The following is an 18,060-nucleotide window of genomic DNA, read 5'->3' as shown; positions in this document are numbered from 1 at the left end:
GGAACCTTATGTCTATACTTATTAATAGCACGACGCTTGGGAATATCATTATTACAACTGGTTCTGTCCTTTTATTGATATTCTTGATTCGTAAATTTGCTTGGAAACAATTGACAAGTATTTTCGAGCAGCGTCAAGAAAAGATTGAAAAGGATATTGCTGATGCTGAGAGCGCTCGTAAGGAAGCAGAAGGTTTGGCTCAAAAACGTCAAGCTGAGCTGAGTGCTGCTAAAGATGATGCAGTTAAAATTATTGATGATGCCAAGGAGACAGGTCAAGCGCAAGGTAGCAAAATTATCGCAGACGCGCGTGCTGATGCTGAGCGTTTGAAAGAAAAAGCTAACCAAGATATTGCTCAAAATCAGGCTGAAGCCCTCACCAACGTGAAGGGAGACGTGGCAGATTTGACTATCTTGCTGGCAGAAAAAATCATGACAAAAAATCTGGATCACTCGGCCCAGTCAGAGTTGATTGACCAGTATCTTGATCAGTTGGGAGATGCCTAATGGATCGTAATACACAAGCTATCGTTGAGCAATATGCTGAGGGCCTAAGTCAGTTTGCCCTTGAGAAAAATCTAGTCTCTGACATTCAGACGGAGCTTGCAGCCTGTTTGAGTGTTTTTGAGGAGACTGACCTCAGTACTTATCTGTCCAGTCTCGCGCTTGCTCATGATGATAAGATAGCCTTAATTAGTTTGCTGCAGAAAGAACTCTCTGCTTATCTGAAGAATTTTCTCACAGTTATTCTAAACAATGGGCGTGAAAGTCTTATTGAGCCGATTTTTCGGACTGTTCTGGATAAACTGCGTCAAGAAACGCGAGAATTTCCATTGACGGTAACAACGGCTGTTCCCCTGAGTAACAGCCAGCAGGAGCGTCTGCTTACACTGGGCAAACAGCGGTTTGATATTGAAGCCAAAGAATTGAAGCAAGAACTGGATCAAGCAATCATTGGTGGCTTCGTTTTAAAAGCCAATAATCAAATTATTGATACCAGCATCCGCAGTCAATTACAGCAATTAAAAAATAATCTTAAATAGAAAGTGGTGTGACTTTTGGCCATAAATGCTCAAGAAATTAGTGCTTTAATTAAAAAGCAAATTGAAAACTTCCAGCCAAATTTTGACGTCACTGAAACTGGAGTAGTAACCTATATCGGTGATGGCATTGCCCGCGCTCGCGGTCTCGATAATGCCATGGCTGGTGAGTTGCTCGAATTTCAAAATGGTGCCTATGGTATGGCTCAAAACCTTGAGTCAAATGATGTTGGTATCATTATCCTAGGTGATTTTTCTGAAATTACCGAAGGTGACACTGTCAAACGTACTGGTAAAATTATGGAAGTTCCAGTTGGTCCGGAATTGATTGGCCGCGTGGTTAACCCGCTAGGTCAGCCTGTTGACGGACTTGGCGATATTAAGACCAGTGCAACTCGTCCTGTTGAAACGCCTGCCCCAGGTGTTATGCAGCGGAAGTCTGTTTCTGAACCTCTGCAGACAGGTCTCAAGGCTATTGATGCCCTCGTTCCAATTGGCCGCGGTCAACGTGAGTTGGTCATCGGTGACCGTCAAACTGGTAAAACATCCGTAGCGATTGACGCTATTCTGAACCAAAAGGATCAGGATATGATCTGTATTTATGTTGCTATTGGACAAAAAGAATCAACAGTTCGTAATCAGGTAGAAACCCTTCGTAAATATGGCGCTCTTGATTATACCATCGTTGTGACGGCCTCTGCCTCGCAACCATCACCCTTGGTTTATATCGCTCCTTACGCTGGTGTTGCAATGGCAGAAGAGTTCATGTACAAAGGGCAGCATGTCTTAATTGTTTACGATGATCTCTCCAAGCAAGCTGTTGCCTATCGTGAACTTTCCTTGCTTTTGCGCCGTCCTCCTGGACGCGAAGCTTACCCAGGGGATGTCTTCTATCTCCATAGTCGCCTTTTAGAGCGTTCTGCCAAGGTTTCAGATGAGCTAGGCGGCGGTTCTATCACGGCCCTCCCCTTCATTGAAACACAAGCTGGAGATATCTCCGCCTATATCGCAACCAATGTTATCTCTATTACTGATGGGCAAATCTTCTTGCAGGAAAATCTCTTCAATTCTGGGATCCGTCCAGCCATTGATGCAGGATCATCTGTCTCACGGGTTGGGGGGTCTGCCCAGATCAAAGCTATGAAAAAGGTTGCAGGTACGCTCCGTCTTGACTTGGCTTCTTATCGTGAATTGGAAGCTTTCACTCAGTTCGGATCGGATCTGGATGAAGCTACTCAGGCTAAATTGAACCGTGGCCGCCGTACCGTAGAGGTACTTAAACAGCCGGTTCATCAACCGCTTCCTGTTGAGAAGCAGGTGCTGATTCTCTATGCTTTGACGCATGGTTTCTTGGATAGTGTCCCAGTCAATGATATCCTAGCTTTTGAACAGGCTATGTATGATTATTTTGATGTGCATCATGCCGATATATTTGAAACTATTCGTACGACTAAAGATCTCCCTGACGAAGCAGCACTCGATGCTGCTATCCAAGCCTTTAAAGATCAATCATCATTTGAATAAAGGGGGATGGATATATGGCCGGATCTCTTAGTGAAATTAAAACAAGAATCACATCAACAGAAAAAACAAGTAAGATTACAAGTGCCATGCAGATGGTATCAGCCGCTAAACTGACTAAATCTGAACAGGCGGCCAAAGATTTTCAGGTCTACGCTGCTAAGATTCGTCAAATCACCACAGATTTGCTGCGGGCAGAATTAACAAATGGCAGCGATAACCCTATGCTGGCTTCCCGTCCTGTCAAACGGACCGGCTATATTGTGATTACGTCTGATAAAGGTCTGGTTGGTGGTTATAATGCCAAAATTCTCAAGGCTGTCATGGACTTGATTGAGGATTACCATGCTGGAAAAGATGACTATGCGATCATCTCTATCGGTGGAACAGGAGCCGACTTTTTCAAGGCACGTGGGATTGATTTGGCTTTTGAATTACGGGGATTAGAAGATCAGCCTAGTTTCGATCAGGTATCACAAATCATTTCTCAGTCTGTTGAAATGTACAAACAAGAGCTTTTTGATGAACTCTATGTTTGCTATAACCATCACATCAACAGTCTAACCAGTCAGGTGCGTGTTGAGCAGATGCTGCCTATTGTTGACCTCGATGCTAATGAATCAGAAGAAGAGGCTGCTAATGCTTTTGAACTAGAACCCGATCGCAGTGCTATCTTGGAGCAGCTTCTGCCCCAGTATACTGAAAGTTTGATTTACGGTGCCATTGTTGATGCAAAGACAGCTGAGCATGCTGCGGGTATGACAGCTATGCAAACAGCAACAGATAATTCAAAAAACGTTATCAGTGACTTAACTATCCAATACAACCGTGCCCGTCAAGCTGCGATTACTCAAGAAATAACAGAGATCGTAGCGGGGGCAAATGCACTGGAATAAGATAGTTGAATAAGCTGACACCCTCAAGGTTGGGTCAAGATAAGCAGTGATTAGGTCATTGGCTTGTTTTGCCTCGGCCTCTGCGGGAAATATGACAAGGAAGGAAATTAGAATGAGCTCAGGCAAGATTGCTCAGGTTGTTGGACCGGTTGTCGACGTTAAGTTTGCTGCCGATGATAAACTCCCTGAGATAAATAATGCATTGGTCGTTTATAAAGACAGCGATAAAAAAGAAAAAATCGTGCTCGAAGTTGCTCTTGAATTGGGTGACGGCGTTGTACGTACCATTGCTATGGAGTCAACTGATGGGCTTACGCGTGGGCTGGAGGTTTTAGATACTGAGCGTCCAATCAGCGTACCAGTCGGTAAGGAAACATTGGGCCGAGTTTTCAATGTTCTTGGCGATACTATTGACCTTGAACAGCCTTTTGCAGAAGAAGCAGAGCGGGAACCGATCCATAAGAAAGCTCCTAGTTTTGATGAACTATCAACCTCATCAGAAATTCTGGAAACAGGGATTAAGGTCATTGACCTACTTGCCCCTTATCTAAAAGGTGGTAAGGTTGGCCTCTTTGGAGGAGCAGGAGTTGGTAAGACTGTCCTGATCCAAGAGTTGATCCACAATATCGCTCAAGAACACGGTGGTATTTCGGTATTTACTGGGGTTGGTGAGCGTACTCGTGAGGGTAACGACCTTTACTGGGAAATGAAGGAATCAGGCGTTATTGAAAAGACTGCCATGGTCTTTGGGCAGATGAATGAACCACCTGGAGCGCGTATGCGTGTTGCTCTTACTGGTTTAACTTTGGCTGAATATTTCCGTGATAGGGAAGGCCAAGATGTTTTGCTCTTTATTGATAATATCTTTCGTTTCACCCAAGCAGGTTCTGAAGTTTCAGCCCTCCTCGGACGGATGCCGTCAGCCGTTGGATACCAGCCAACCTTGGCGACTGAAATGGGACAATTGCAGGAGCGAATCACTTCAACCAAAAAAGGTTCGGTTACTTCCATTCAGGCTATTTACGTACCTGCTGATGACTATACAGACCCTGCTCCGGCAACAGCCTTTGCCCACTTGGATTCAACAACCAACTTGGAACGTAAATTGACCCAAATGGGGATTTATCCAGCCGTAGATCCACTGGCATCAAGTTCACGAGCCCTTGCTCCGGAAATTGTTGGTGAGGAACACTACCAAGTAGCCACAGAAGTACAGCGTGTGCTGCAACGTTATAACGAATTGCAGGATATTATTGCTATTCTTGGTATGGATGAGTTGTCAGATGACGAAAAGGTCCTTGTTGGCCGTGCTCGTCGGATCCAGTTCTTCCTCTCACAAAACTTCAACGTTGCTGAACAGTTTACAGGACAGCCCGGTTCTTATGTGCCAGTTGCTGAAACAGTTCGTGGATTTAAGGAAATTCTTGAAGGAAAATACGATGATCTACCTGAGGATGCCTTCCGCAGTGTTGGTCCAATTGAGGATGTTGTCGCAAAGGCTAAACAAATGGGTTTTTAATGAGGTGAAATTATGTCCGAAATGATGACCGTGCAAATTGTGACGCCGGATGGCATTCGGTATGACCACCATGCAACCTATATCTCGGTAACTACGACTGATGGTGAGATGGGGATCTTGGCTAACCATGTCAATACTATTGCTCCGCTGGCTGTACATGAGATGAAAATTCGCCGCGTTGATGATGATAACCATGTGGACTGGGTAGCTGTTAATGGCGGGATTCTTGAGATCAAGGACAATATGGTTACCATTGTAGCCGATTCGGCCGAGCGTGCTCGTGATATTGACATTTCACGTGCTGAACGTGCTAAACGGCGTGCTGAACAAGAGCTTGAACTAGCCGAGCAAGCCCATCAAATGGATGAAGTTCGTCGCGCTCAAGTGGCTCTGCGCCGTGCCCTTAATCGTATCAGTGTTGGAAATAAATAACGGCTTTTGTATCCCAACTGCTGTAAGTAAGCTGCTTATTACAAACTCTAAGTTTAAAAAGCTTAGAGTTTTTTTTACAGACAAATTTTCAAAAAATCTGTTAATTAAACTCGGGGTTAATTCCTGAAGAAAAGATAGCTTTCCTTGTATGCAAATAAACGTCGCCACTCTCCTGTTTTCTTGTTGGAAATTTTGTAAGCAAATCGCTCTCTGGATCTGAACGAGCAGTTCGGAAAACTTTGATTTTTTACAAAGGTGAAATTATAAGCTAACAGTTGTATTCCTACCTATGGACATGATAGAATAACAGCATGGATATTTTACAATCAATGATCCCTATTATCTGTCACATCTTTTTTATTCTCTTAAGTTATCAACTCTTAATAAGATTGGTAGATTGGGAAAAGTTTTTGAAGGTTAACCCTGATAATTTAGGGACTATCACCTTACTTGTCATGTTTTTAGCGATCGCTCTGGGTTACTTGGTCAGTAGTTTCTTCCTATCCATTATTTCGCTGAGTACAACGATTTTTACCACAATCCACTAACGTTAACTTTTGGTTATCTTATGATATAATAGTAAAAATACTTGGTAAAATTGGAGAATTACTTATGGATAAAATTATTATCAAAGGCGGACAAACACGCTTGCATGGTGAGGTAACGATCGAAGGGGCTAAGAATGCTGTTCTGCCCCTTTTAGCAGCGACTATTCTGCCATCAGAAGGTCAGACAGTTCTGCATAATGTTCCTATCCTGTCAGATGTCTACACTATGAATAATGTAGTACGTGGACTTAATGTGGGTGTGACCTTTGATGAAGATGAAAACAAAGTCACAGTTGATGCCAGAGGAGAGCTTTTGGATGAAGCCCCCTATGAGTACGTCAGCCAGATGCGGGCTTCCATTGTTGTACTAGGACCTATTTTGGCCCGCAATGGCCACGCTAAGGTATCGATGCCGGGTGGCTGTACGATCGGCAGTCGCCCTATTGACCTCCACCTCAAAGGGTTAGAAGCTATGGGAGCTAAAATCAGCCAAATTGGTGGTGATATTACAGCAAGAGCTGAAAAGCTTCAGGGAACAACGATTTACATGGATTTTCCTTCTGTTGGTGCTACTCAAAATTTGATGATGGCTGCCACTTTAGCTGAAGGGACGACAATTATTGAAAATGCAGCCCGTGAACCTGAAATTGTCGATCTTGCTATCCTCCTCAATAAAATGGGAGCCAATGTCAAAGGAGCAGGGACAGAAACTCTTACAATCAAAGGTGTAGAACAGCTTCATGGGACTGAGCATGATGTTGTGCAGGACCGTATTGAAGCTGGAACTTTTATGGTTGCAGCTGCTATGACTTCTGGAGATGTCTTGATTAAATCGGCTGTGTGGGAACATAATCGTCCCTTGATCTCTAAGTTGGTAGAGATGGGGGTCGAGGTGATCGAAGAAGCACGAGGAATTCGCGTTAAATCGGATATTAGCCGTTTAAAACCAGTCACCGTAAAAACCCTGCCTCATCCAGGTTTTCCGACAGACATGCAAGCTCAATTCACAGCTCTGATGGCTGTGGTGGCAGGTGAGTCGACTATGATTGAGACGGTTTTTGAAAATCGCTTCCAGCATCTTGAAGAAATGCGCCGCATGGGCTTGAACTCAGAAATTCTGCGCGATACAGCTATTATCCATGGAGGAGAAGAACTCCAAGGAGCACAAGTTATGTCAACGGACTTGCGTGCTAGCGCAGCTCTGATTCTCATCGGTATGGTAGCCAAGGGGACAACGACTGTTGGCAAACTCACGCATCTAGATCGGGGTTACTATAAATTCCACGAAAAATTGGCTGCTCTAGGTGCTGATATTGAAAGGGTGAATGGCTAATGTCAAATGTAGGTTGGGGTTATGTCAAACGTCAGCTAGGTCTGGTTTTGCTGGTAGTTTTCCTCTGCCTGTTTGTCTTTGTTCTAGGTTTGATCTTGGGCTATGCCGTACTTGGTCAAGGTCATAATCCCTTAGCTATTTTGTCACCGGAAAAATGGCAGTCCTTGGTTGACAAATTCACTGGACGCTAGTAAATGAGAAGCGTAAAAGACTCGATGGTCATTAGCCAGCGAGCCTTTTTAGAGAGATGAAATAAATGAAGAAAAAACGATTGAACAAGCGTGAACAAAAGGCGCTCTTGTCCCTTATCAGCTTAGCGATAGTACTGTTTCTCGGCTATGTGACAACCAATGAAAATATTTCTGATAAGAGTCCTCTTAAACAAGTTGCTTACCTTCTAACAGGTGATGAGGAAGAGACAGATAGTCCCAGTCAAAGCTTGGCTGAGGGGGTCCTGACTGGATCGGTCAAACAGCAGCTTGGTGGTGATATAAAGTGGAATGGGGCAGGTGCTTATGTGGTCAATGGAAATAGGACCAAACTCAATGCCCATGTCGCCAGTTCCCCCTATGTTAATAATCAGACCAAACAAGTGCAAGGACAAACAGTGCCTACAGTGGCTAATGCGCTTTTGTCCAAATCAACCCGCCAGTATCGCAGCCGTCAAGAAACTGGCAATGGCGCTACGGATTGGACACCAGCTGGTTGGCACCAACAAACTGGATTGACTGGTAAATATGATCATGCTATTGATCGTGGACATCTGATCGGCTACGCTTTGGGTGGCAGACTCAAAGGCTTTGATGCCTCAACCAGTAATCCTGCTAATATTGCCGTTCAGACAGCTTGGTCAAACCAGGCTAACAGTGAAGATTCCACGGGGCAAAATTATTATGAGAACCTCATTCGTCAGACCTTAGATCGGCGCAAACGTGTTCGCTACCGTGTTACTCTTATTTATGAAGGGGATAATCTGATTGCCAGTGGCCGTCATTTGGAAGCAAGATCTGATGATGGAAGCCTTGAATTTAATGTTTTTATTCCTAATATTCAGGAAGGTATAACACTGGATTACAAAACTGGTCAGGTAAGGAGGGCCAAGTAGCCTTTAAAGATAAGCGATGCTAATAATCCTAATGGCCAGATTAGAATCAAGAACGATAGATATTAAGGTTCCTGTTAAGAAATTCGCTTAACTTCTATGAAAAAAGTTTAGCTGTTTTGAAATTATTTTCTTGCACCCAATAACCTGCCGCTGTTTTTTCACTTTTTGCCTGCTTTTTTATCCCCTTTTTTTATCGTAATAATTGCCTTTGCTTCCCCAAATGCTTGTAAGTGAGTGCCTTACCTGCAATCAGGTGCTACTACTCTCTGTTTAAAGCTTGGCAAGAGTTTACTGGCTGATAAAATTAACTTGTCAGCCTTTGCTTTTTTTGATAGAATAAGGCTAATTGAATAGAGGTCTGTGAGACTAGTAGCTTGGTGGCACTTTAAAGGGAATGTGAATCGTTGACTGGAAGTTCACTAAAGGAAAACCTTGTGAATTCACTCGCGTTAAAGACTTGATCAAATTAAGGTCCAGCATACTGGATGAAAACGGATGGTACCGCGTGTCAACGCTCCGCTGATAGAGGAGTAGTAGGCAGGCGGTTTTTTAGTATCGCTTTCATCTCAAGAGGTCTGAATCAATCATGAAAGGAAACCTGTAATGGATTTACAAAAAGAGTTAGAAGAGTTAAAAATTTCAACCAAGGCTAAACTCAAGGAAATGAATGGCAATCACAGCAAGGAATTGCAAGAGCTGAGGGTTGCTGTTTTAGGGAAGAAGGGGTCTTTGACGGAGCTCCTTAAAGGGCTGAAAGACCTATCAAGTGAGATGCGTCCAGTCATTGGTAAGCAAGTCAACGAAGTGCGCGATGTTTTGACTCAGGCTTTTGAAGAGCAAGCTAAGATTGTTGAGGCTGCTAAGATTCAAGCCCAATTGGAGTCAGAAACACTGGATGTGACACTGCCAGGGCGCAAGGTTAATCTTGGGAACCGCCACATTTTGACGCAAATATCTGAGGAAATTGAGGATATTTTCCTCGGTATGGGCTTTCAAGTTGTTGATGGGTTTGAAGTTGAGAGTGACTACTACAATTTTGAGCGGATGAATCTGCCTAAGAACCATCCTGCGCGCGATATGCAAGATACTTTCTACATTACTGAGGATATCTTGCTGCGGACACATACCAGTCCAGTTCAGGCCCGGACCTTGGATCAGCATGATTTTTCACAAGGCCCTCTTAAAATGATTTCACCGGGGCGTGTATTTCGACGCGATACCGATGATGCTACTCATTCGCACCAATTCCATCAGATTGAAGGTCTTGTTGTCGGAGAAAATATCTCGATGGGGGATCTCAAGGGGACCCTGCAGCTGATTAGCCAAAAAATGTTCGGTGAAGATCGGAAAATCCGTCTGAGACCATCGTATTTCCCTTTTACTGAACCATCAGTAGAAGTAGATGTTTCCTGCTTCAAGTGTGGAGGCCAAGGTTGCAATGTCTGCAAGAAAACTGGCTGGATTGAGATCCTAGGTGCTGGTATGGTTCATCCGCGAGTCCTTGAAATGTCTGGTGTCGATTCAGAGAAATATTCAGGCTTTGCCTTTGGTCTAGGGCAAGAACGCATTGCTATGTTACGTTACGGTATCAATGATATCCGTGGTTTCTATCAAGGCGATGTTCGGTTTTCCGCCCAGTTTAAATAAGCCTAAGTAAAAGGGAGAAAAGGTTTTGACTATTGTATTGAAAACCGTTAGCCTAAACGAGGCTAACACCTTGAGAGAACTCTCTATGCAAACCTTTCGCGAAACCTTTGCCCACGATAATACTGAGGAGCAGCTGCAGGCTTATTTTGATTCTGCCTTAGCTCTCGAACGTTTAAGGGAAGAACTTGCCTGCTCAGAATCTAGCTATACCTTTGCGGAAGTTGATGGACAAAAGGCAGGTTTCCTTAAGACCAATACGGGCTCTGCTCAGACTGAGACAGAACTGGATGATGCTTTTGAAATCCAAAGGATTTATGTCCTGCAAAAGTTTCAGGGATTAGGAATCGGTAAAATGCTCTTTGAATTTGCCTTGAAAGAGGCAAAAAAATCAGGTGCTTCTTGGGTCTGGTTAGGTGTTTGGGAAAAGAATTTTAAGGCACAGAGATTCTATGCCAAGTATGGTTTTGAAAAATTCAGCCAGCATGCCTTTCCGGTTTCAGAGGATAAGGTTGATGTAGACTGGCTGCTCAAGAAAAAATTGAAATAACTGAAAGGAAATGGATGCGGATAAAAAGTTTGGAAGGACAAAGGGGAACTCGATATGATAGGGTTTCTGTTTCCAACTGTTTTTAAAGATATCCGTTGGTAGTAATATGCTTGTATCATATAAGTGGTTAAAAGAGTTAGTTGATGTTGATGTAACAACGGCTGAACTTGCTGAAAAGATGTCGACAACAGGTATCGAAGTAGAAGGTGTGGAAATACCAGCTGAGGGTTTATCGAAACTTGTAGTGGGAGATGTTTTATCCTGTGAAGATGTTCCGGATACTCACCTTCATCTTTGTCAAGTGGATACTGGTGAGGAAGAACCGCGTCAGATTGTCTGCGGTGCTCCAAACATCAAGGCTGGAGTCAAGGTTATTGTCGCCTTACCGGGCGCCCGTATCGCTGATAATTATAAAATCAAAAAAGGGAAAATCCGCGGTCTGGAATCGCTGGGAATGATCTGTTCCCTGCAGGAACTGGGCTTGTCAGACAGTATTATCCCTAAAGAATTTTCCGATGGGATCCAAATCTTGCCTGAATCAGCTGTCCCTGGCGACAGCATCTTTCCTTATCTTGATTTGGATGATGAAATCATTGAGTTGGCGATTACTCCTAATCGTGCTGATGCTTTATCGATGCGCGGTGTTGCCTATGAAGTAGCTGCCATCTATGACAAAACTGTCCATTTTCCTGAAAAGCAGCTCAGCGAAAATGGCCAGCCAGTTGCTGAACACTTATCGGTGGCTATCGAGTCAGATAAGGTATTAACTTATCAAGCCCGTCTGGTGGATAATGTTACCGTAGCACCGAGTCCTCAGTGGCTGCAAAACTTGCTCATGAATGCAGGGATTCGTCCTATCAATAACGTGGTTGACGTGACCAACTATGTTCTGCTGTATTTCGGTCAACCCATGCATGCTTTCGACTATGATAAGTTTGAAGATAAAAAGATTGTCGCTCGCTCAGCGCGTGCAGGTGAAAGTCTGCTTACCCTTGATGGTGAAGAGCGCGACCTGACGCAGAAAGATCTAGTCATCACCGTTGCCGATAAGCCAGTAGCCTTAGCCGGTGTCATGGGCGGACAGTCTACAGAGATATCTGCTGACTCTAAGAAGGTAGTACTGGAAGCCGCGGTTTTTGATGGCCAAACAATTCGTAAAACCAGTAGCCGCCTCAACCTCCGTTCAGAAAGTTCTTCACGTTTTGAAAAAGGAATCAACTATGATACCGTTTCAGAGGCGCTTGATTTTGCGGCAGCTATGCTGCAGGAATTAGCTGGGGGCAGTGTCCTATCTGGAAGTGTCTCAGCAGGCAGCTTGCCAACAAACCCAGTAGAAGTCTCCACTAGTCTTGAATATGTCAATGTTCGTCTGGGAACTCAGTTAACCTACGCAGACATTGAGGCTATCTTCACTCGACTCGGATTTCCTGTCGCTGGCAGCAGCGAGGCCTTTACTGTTTCTGTGCCCCGTCGTCGCTGGGATATCGCTATTCAGGCAGACTTGGTTGAAGAAATTGCCCGTATCTATGGCTATGATAAATTGCCGACGACCTTGCCAGAAGCGTCTGGAACGGCTGGTGAACTGACAGCGATGCAAAAACTGCGTCGTAAGGTTCGCACTCTTGCCGAAGGCGCTGGTCTATCAGAGATTATTTCCTATGCTCTGACCACGCCTGAGAAGGCAACCGAATTTACAATGGCACCAAGCCAAGTAACGGAGTTGATGTGGCCAATGAGCCTTGAGCGCTCTGCTCTCCGCCAAAACATCATCTCTGGGATGCTGGATACTGTGGCTTATAATGTAGCTCGTAAGAACAGCGATGTTGCTATTTACGAAATTGGTAAAATTTTTGAACAAGAAGGCAATCCAAAAGAAGACCTGCCTCGTGAGTTGGAAACCTTTGCCTTTGCGATGACTGGCCTAGTCGCCGATAAGGATTTCCAAACTGAGGCAACTCCAGTTGATTTCTTCCATGCTAAGGGAATTATTGAGGCTCTCTTTGATAAATTAGATCTGACAGTCGAGTTTGCAGCTGATAAGAGTTTAACAAGCATGCATCCCGGTCGTACAGCTACTGTTTCGCTGGATGGCCATGTGGTTGGTTTTGTTGGACAGGTTCACCCTGAGGTGGCTAAGGCCTATAGCATTCCTGAAACCTATGTTGCCGAGTTAAACCTGACAGCAGTGGCAGCTGCCTTACAACCAGCTGCAGCCTTTATAGATATCACCAAATTCCCTGCAGTGTCGCGCGATATCGCCCTTCTGGTTGATCAATCTATCAGTCACAAGACCATTGTACAAGCAATTGTAGCAGCAGGGGTTAAACGCCTGAGTGATATTAGACTCTTTGATGTCTACGCAGGTGCTAATCTTGGTCAAGGTAAGAAGTCAATGGCCTATAGTTTAACTTTCCAAAATCCAAAGGATAATTTAACAGATGAGGAAGTTGCTAAGTATATGGAGAAAATTACCAAATCACTGACGGAAAATGTTAATGCGGAAATTCGTTGATTGCTAAATAATCTAAAAGCAGCTCTAGCACTTGTTTGCTAGGGCCGCTTTCAATGTATTCAGAAATTTGGAGAGTTGAGATTTGTGTCTAACTTCATTTTAGAACTTTCAAAAACGATGAAAGGCACTGAAAAAACAACATTTGAGGACAAAAGTATTGTAATTAATAGAAAATTTGCTAGAATATAAAAGAGTGTTTGCAAAAACAAATACTAATTTAAACTATCTTTATTGGGAGGAAGATTGAAATGGGAAAACGTTCACAGCGCTTCTCCATCAGAAAGTATAGCTTTGGGGCAGCGTCTGTCCTGCTGGGTACAGCTTTACTGGCTGCAGGAGGAGTACAAGTAAAAGCAGAGGACGCTAATTTGGGGGCAGCAGCCCCGTCAGCTGTTGATGATGGGAGCAGTACAGCTGATCAACCAGCGGTTCCAGCAACCAATGAAGGAGTTTCCGAAACAGACTCCATTCAAACTCGTGTTGTTGGTGTAGATGACAACGGTACTACCGTTACGACAACTTCAGAGGTGACCTCATCTGGCTTGGAGAAGGCTAAAGCAGCTGCTCAAGAGCAGGGTATCCAAGTTGAAGAAACCCCGCCCCAGCTTCAGCCGTCAGTAGAGGCAGCAGTTGCTGACAACAATGTTCAAACTCAAGAAATCAATCAAACACTGAATGATTACCAAGTTGCTAGAGCCCAGTACCAAGCTGCTGTTGAGAATTACAACAAGGCTAAATTAGAATTTGACAATAAGACTGCTGAGAAGGAAAAGGCTGATCAAATCAATGCTCAGAATAAGGCTGCCTATGAACAAGCGATGGCTGTTTATAAGCAAGCGCAAGCAGATTATGAAGCCGCGCTCGCTCAGTATAATGCTGATAAGAAAAAATACGATACAGATAAGGCTAACTACGATAGCAAGGTCGCCGAGAAGGCGGAAGCCGACCGCATCAATGCGGAGAACGAGGCCAAGTATCAAGAAGCGTTAGCGGCATATAATACAGCTAAAGCCCAGTATGATGCCGATAAAGCTAAGTACGACCAAGATAAGGCCAAGTACGACGCTGATAAAGCTGACTACGATAGCAAGGTCGCCGAGAAGGCGGAAGCCGACCGCATCAATGCGGAGAACGAGGCCAAGTATCAAGAAGCGTTAGCGGCATATAATACAGCTAAAGCCCAGTATGATGCCGATAAAGCTAAGTACGATACAGATAAGGCCAAGTACGACGCTGATAAGGCTAACTACGATAGCAAGGTCGCCGAGAAGGCGGAAGCCGACCGCATCAATTCGGAAAACGAGGCCAAGTATCAAGAAGCGTTAGCGGCATATAATACAGCTAAAGCCCAGTATGATGCCGATAAAGCTAAGTACGATACAGATAAGGCCAAGTACGACGCTGATAAGGCTAACTACGATAGCAAGGTCGCCGAGAAGGCAGAAGCCGACCGCATCAATGCGGAAAATGAGGCCAAGTATCAAGAAGCGTTAGCGGCATATAATACAGCTAAAGCCCAGTATGATGCCGATAAAGCTAAGTACGACCAAGATAAGGCCAAGTACGACGCTGATAAAGCTAACTATGATAGCAAGGTCGCCGAGAAGGCGGAAGCCGACCGCATCAATGCGGAGAACGAGGCCAAGTATCAAGAAGCGTTAGCGGCATATAATACAGCTAAAGCCCAGTATGATGCCGATAAAGCTAGGTACGATACAGATAAGGCCAAGTACGACGCTGATAAGGCTAACTACGATAGCAAGGTCGCCGAGAAGGCAGAAGCCGACCGCATCAATGCGGAAAACGAGGCCAAGTATCAAGAAGCGTTAGCGGCATATAATACAGCTAAAGCCCAGTATGATGCCGATAAAGCTAAGTACGATACAGATAAGGCCAAGTACGACGCTGATAAGGCTAACTACGATAGCAAGGTCGCCGAGAAGGCGGAAGCCGACCGCATCAATGCGGAAAACGAGGCCAAGTATCAAGAAGCGTTAGCGGCATATAATACAGCTAAAGCCCAGTATGATGCCGATAAAGCTAGGTACGACCAAGATAAGGCCAAGTACGACGCTGATAAAGCTAACTATGATAGCAAGGTCGCTGAGAAGGCGGAAGCCGACCGCATCAATGCGGAGAACGAGGCCAAGTATCAGCAGGAATTGGCTCAATATCAGGTTGATAAAGAGCAATATGACAAGGATCTTGCTGATTACAATACAAAACTCTTAGAGTACGAAACTGCTCTGAAACAGTACGAAAACGCCAAAGAGGCTTATGATAAATTCTTAGCTGACCAAGGATTATCAGCTGAAGCTGCTGCACAGGAATTGACATTCTTGCGTGAACCAACTGCAACACATAAGATTGAAGGCATTAGTAGTTATCTGACTAAGGCTGCTCAAGAACGTCTGGCCTCTAAGGGTGGGGTTGAGCAGTACCAATCTAATGAATTGGCAGATGGTGAAGTTGTTTCAGAAAGTCCTTACTCTGATAAAGAATCTGAATGGATTCAAATCAAGGTAGGTGATAAGTTCTCTGTCACCTATGATGGGCTTTCACAATCTAAAATGCTGGTTGAAGGTGTTCAACGCGATATCAGCAGAGTTATTTACCGCTACGAAATCGTGAACTTGCCTTCTTACGATAAGAAGGGAATCGCCAAGGTTGATGCTGACCCCACGGTTACGCTAACGGTTGGGGCATCATCAGATACGCAAGAGCCAGTCAAAGTAGCCGTTGATATTGAATTCTACGATAAAGATGGCAAGATGTATGACCTATCACAGCGTAAAGCTATCATTGCATTGAACTCTCTTAACCACTGGAAGGGAGCTGCTTATATTGATAGTGGTGATAAACCTCGTGCTTTAACTGTTGAAGCCAAAGATGTTAATGGCAATATGGTCCGTGGTACTTGGGATCCCTACGCTGACGGCAGCTCTCCAAGTATGGAAAATGGAGGGGTTGTTGTCAAATCAGGCCGTGCTGATTTTGCTGGCAAGACTGTCGAGGTTTCGCAGGACAATCCTCTTAGAATTATCGCTCAGAAGGCTAGCTGGAATGGTCATAGTTGGATTGTAGAAAAAGAAACGACCATATTCGGTAACGCTGTATATGCCTCAGGTGGTGGCAACGGTCATTCAACTGGTACTGATGAATATAGATTTGATGGGAAAGATGATATTCTCGGAACCTATGTCGTTGATCAGACAACCGGTGTTATTACGTTTACCCCTAAAAGAAAATTCCAATCAACAGAGCACCAAGAGTTTGTTGACATTGGTAATAAAGGTTTTGTAGCAATTCCTAATTCAAGTGTTACTTACGATCCAAACACGAAGCAAGTAACTTCTGAAAACGAGAATCAGTATATTGAAAATGGCGCAGTTTTCAATGGTGAGACAACACCAACACTGCGTGGATGGGATGACCCTGACTCCCCTTATCTTTACTATGGTGGTGCAGGTGTTCGTATGACCGACGGTCACTTGGTTTTCACTGCTCAGGGGGCTAATGCGGATGGTGCCCCAACAGTTTATTGGTTTGCCATTAACTCAAATGTTGGATTCCCTAAAAATCCAGGTGAAGAGCCAAAAGTGCCAACCAAGCCAACGCCGCCGACAGCGCCAACCCCACCGACTAAGGTCATCGTTGAAGTACCAGACGAGCCGACGGAACCGGACGCGCCAACGCCGCCGACAGCGCCAACGCCGCCGACTAAGGTCATCGTTGAAGTTCCAGATGAGCCGACGGAACCGGATGCGCCGACCCCACCGACGGCGCCAACGCCGCCGACTAAGGTCATCGTTGAAGTTCCAGACGAGCCGACGGAACCGGATGCGCCGACCCCACCGACAGCGCCAACGCCGCCGACTAAGGTCATCGTTGAAGTTCCAGACGAGCCGACGGAACCGGACGCGCCAACACCGCCGACGGCGCCAACGCCGCCGACTAAGGTCATCGTTGAAGTTCCAGACGAGCCGACGGAACCGGATGCGCCGACCCCGCCGACAGCGCCAACGCCGCCGACTAAGGTCATCGTTGAAGTTCCAGACGAGCCGACGGAACCGGATGCGCCGACCCCGCCGACAGCGCCAACGCCGCCGCGCAAGACCATCATTGAAGTTCCAGAAAAGCCGACGGAACCGGATGCGCCGACCCCGCCGACAGCGCCAACGCCGCCGACTAAGGTCATCGTTGAAGTTCCAGACGAGCCGACGGAACCGGATGCGCCGACCCCACCGACAGCGCCGACGCCGCCAACAACAATCAATGTCGAAGTTCCAGCAGAACCAACACCGCCAACCGAGCCAAAGGTTCCAACTGTAAGATGGCATAAGAACTATATTGTTGAAGTTGTTGAAAAACCAAAGCCAGGTATTCCAACGACTGATCTACCTAAGGATCCAGCACCATTTACGCCTGTGCCTGTACATAGTACACCGCAACCACCTGCTTCACAAACACCAGTTGGGACATTACCAGAAACTGGTGAAACCACTAGCTATGGTGTGGCAGCCTTTGGTGTTGGTATTATAGCCTTTACACTAGCAACTCTCATGGCTTCTTATAAGCGCAAAGAAGATTGAGATTGCCTAGCAGATTTAATAGCTGATAAGCAATAGCTAAAAAGACTGATTCTCCTCTAAGTGAGAGATCAGTCTTTTTGTTTCTTCTTATTATGAAGGAGTTTCTTCACCAACTGCAGAGGATCCTTTATATTAATTAATATCTGAAAGGGTTTAAATTCTAATTCTCCTATTGCAAGAATTTCAGCCTTCCAAACTACTTTATGCTAATAGTAAAAAGGCAGTCAGATGGCAATGATTAAAAAAAATCCAGGCTGCCTAGGCTGGGTCTTCTCTAGGCTAGTATTTTGTGCCTAATCTGTATTGACAACAATTTAGGACTTGCGCTAGGTCAGTGGGAGACATATTTGGTATTAAAATACTAAATAT

At 45.0% G+C, this 18,060-nt stretch carries 14 protein-coding genes; all 14 read left to right on the top strand.

Annotation, left to right across the window (positions count from 1 at the left end):
• The first annotated feature begins 8 nt into the window (after positions 1-8).
• Positions 9-506 (top strand): F0F1 ATP synthase subunit B, encoded by a 498-nt coding sequence (gene atpF / locus AC4HAO_RS03425; protein ID WP_491134597.1) that lies wholly within the window; start codon positions 9-11, stop codon positions 504-506.
• Entirely contained in the window at positions 506-1,042 is a 537-nt protein-coding gene (locus AC4HAO_RS03420) for a F0F1 ATP synthase subunit delta (protein ID WP_491134596.1), read from the top strand. Before atpF ends, AC4HAO_RS03420 begins: the two co-directional genes overlap by 1 nt.
• Positions 1,043-1,057: 15 nt before the next feature.
• Positions 1,058-2,563, top strand: a complete 1,506-nt coding sequence (atpA, locus tag AC4HAO_RS03415; RefSeq protein ID WP_491134595.1) for a F0F1 ATP synthase subunit alpha — start codon at positions 1,058-1,060, stop codon at positions 2,561-2,563.
• A gap of 14 nt (positions 2,564-2,577) precedes the next feature.
• Positions 2,578-3,456, top strand: coding sequence for a F0F1 ATP synthase subunit gamma (locus tag AC4HAO_RS03410; RefSeq protein ID WP_491134594.1), 879 nt, complete (start codon positions 2,578-2,580; stop codon positions 3,454-3,456).
• A 112-nt stretch (positions 3,457-3,568) separates the two neighbouring features.
• Complete coding sequence (atpD, locus tag AC4HAO_RS03405; RefSeq protein WP_491093035.1) at positions 3,569-4,975, top strand: F0F1 ATP synthase subunit beta; 1,407 nt, start codon at positions 3,569-3,571, stop codon at positions 4,973-4,975.
• Positions 4,976-4,987: 12 nt separating this feature from the next.
• Positions 4,988-5,407 carry a F0F1 ATP synthase subunit epsilon gene (locus tag AC4HAO_RS03400; RefSeq protein WP_447453049.1) on the top strand — a complete coding sequence of 140 codons (420 nt, stop codon included), beginning with the start codon at positions 4,988-4,990 and terminating at the stop codon, positions 5,405-5,407.
• A gap of 311 nt (positions 5,408-5,718) precedes the next feature.
• Complete coding sequence (locus tag AC4HAO_RS03395) at positions 5,719-5,955, top strand: DUF1146 family protein (protein ID WP_491093034.1); 237 nt, start codon at positions 5,719-5,721, stop codon at positions 5,953-5,955.
• A gap of 64 nt (positions 5,956-6,019) precedes the next feature.
• Entirely contained in the window at positions 6,020-7,288 is a 1,269-nt protein-coding gene (gene murA / locus AC4HAO_RS03390; protein ID WP_491134592.1) for a UDP-N-acetylglucosamine 1-carboxyvinyltransferase, read from the top strand.
• Positions 7,288-7,479, top strand: coding sequence for a DNA-directed RNA polymerase subunit beta (locus AC4HAO_RS03385; RefSeq protein ID WP_491093033.1), 192 nt, complete (start codon positions 7,288-7,290; stop codon positions 7,477-7,479). Before murA ends, AC4HAO_RS03385 begins: the two co-directional genes overlap by 1 nt.
• Positions 7,480-7,544: 65 nt before the next feature.
• Positions 7,545-8,393: a DNA/RNA non-specific endonuclease gene (locus AC4HAO_RS03380; protein ID WP_491134590.1), complete on the top strand. Its 849-nt coding sequence runs from the start codon at positions 7,545-7,547 to the stop codon at positions 8,391-8,393.
• Positions 8,394-8,996: 603 nt separating this feature from the next.
• Entirely contained in the window at positions 8,997-10,040 is a 1,044-nt protein-coding gene (gene pheS / locus AC4HAO_RS03375) for a phenylalanine--tRNA ligase subunit alpha (RefSeq protein ID WP_491093031.1), read from the top strand.
• A gap of 85 nt (positions 10,041-10,125) precedes the next feature.
• A complete protein-coding gene (locus tag AC4HAO_RS03370) occupies positions 10,126-10,587 on the top strand; it encodes a GNAT family N-acetyltransferase (RefSeq protein ID WP_447453058.1) in 462 nt (153 codons plus the stop codon).
• Positions 10,588-10,693: 106 nt separating this feature from the next.
• Positions 10,694-13,099 (top strand): phenylalanine--tRNA ligase subunit beta, encoded by a 2,406-nt coding sequence (gene pheT / locus AC4HAO_RS03365; protein ID WP_491134588.1) that lies wholly within the window; start codon positions 10,694-10,696, stop codon positions 13,097-13,099.
• Positions 13,100-13,347: 248 nt separating this feature from the next.
• Positions 13,348-17,691, top strand: coding sequence for a GbpC/Spa domain-containing protein (locus AC4HAO_RS03360; protein WP_491134586.1), 4,344 nt, complete (start codon positions 13,348-13,350; stop codon positions 17,689-17,691).
• Positions 17,692-18,060 lie beyond the last annotated feature (369 nt).

The organism is Streptococcus sp. ELY_137 (genome assembly GCF_058314515.1).
Note: the sequence above shows the minus strand (reverse complement) of the source record. Positions and strands in the feature narration are given on the sequence as shown.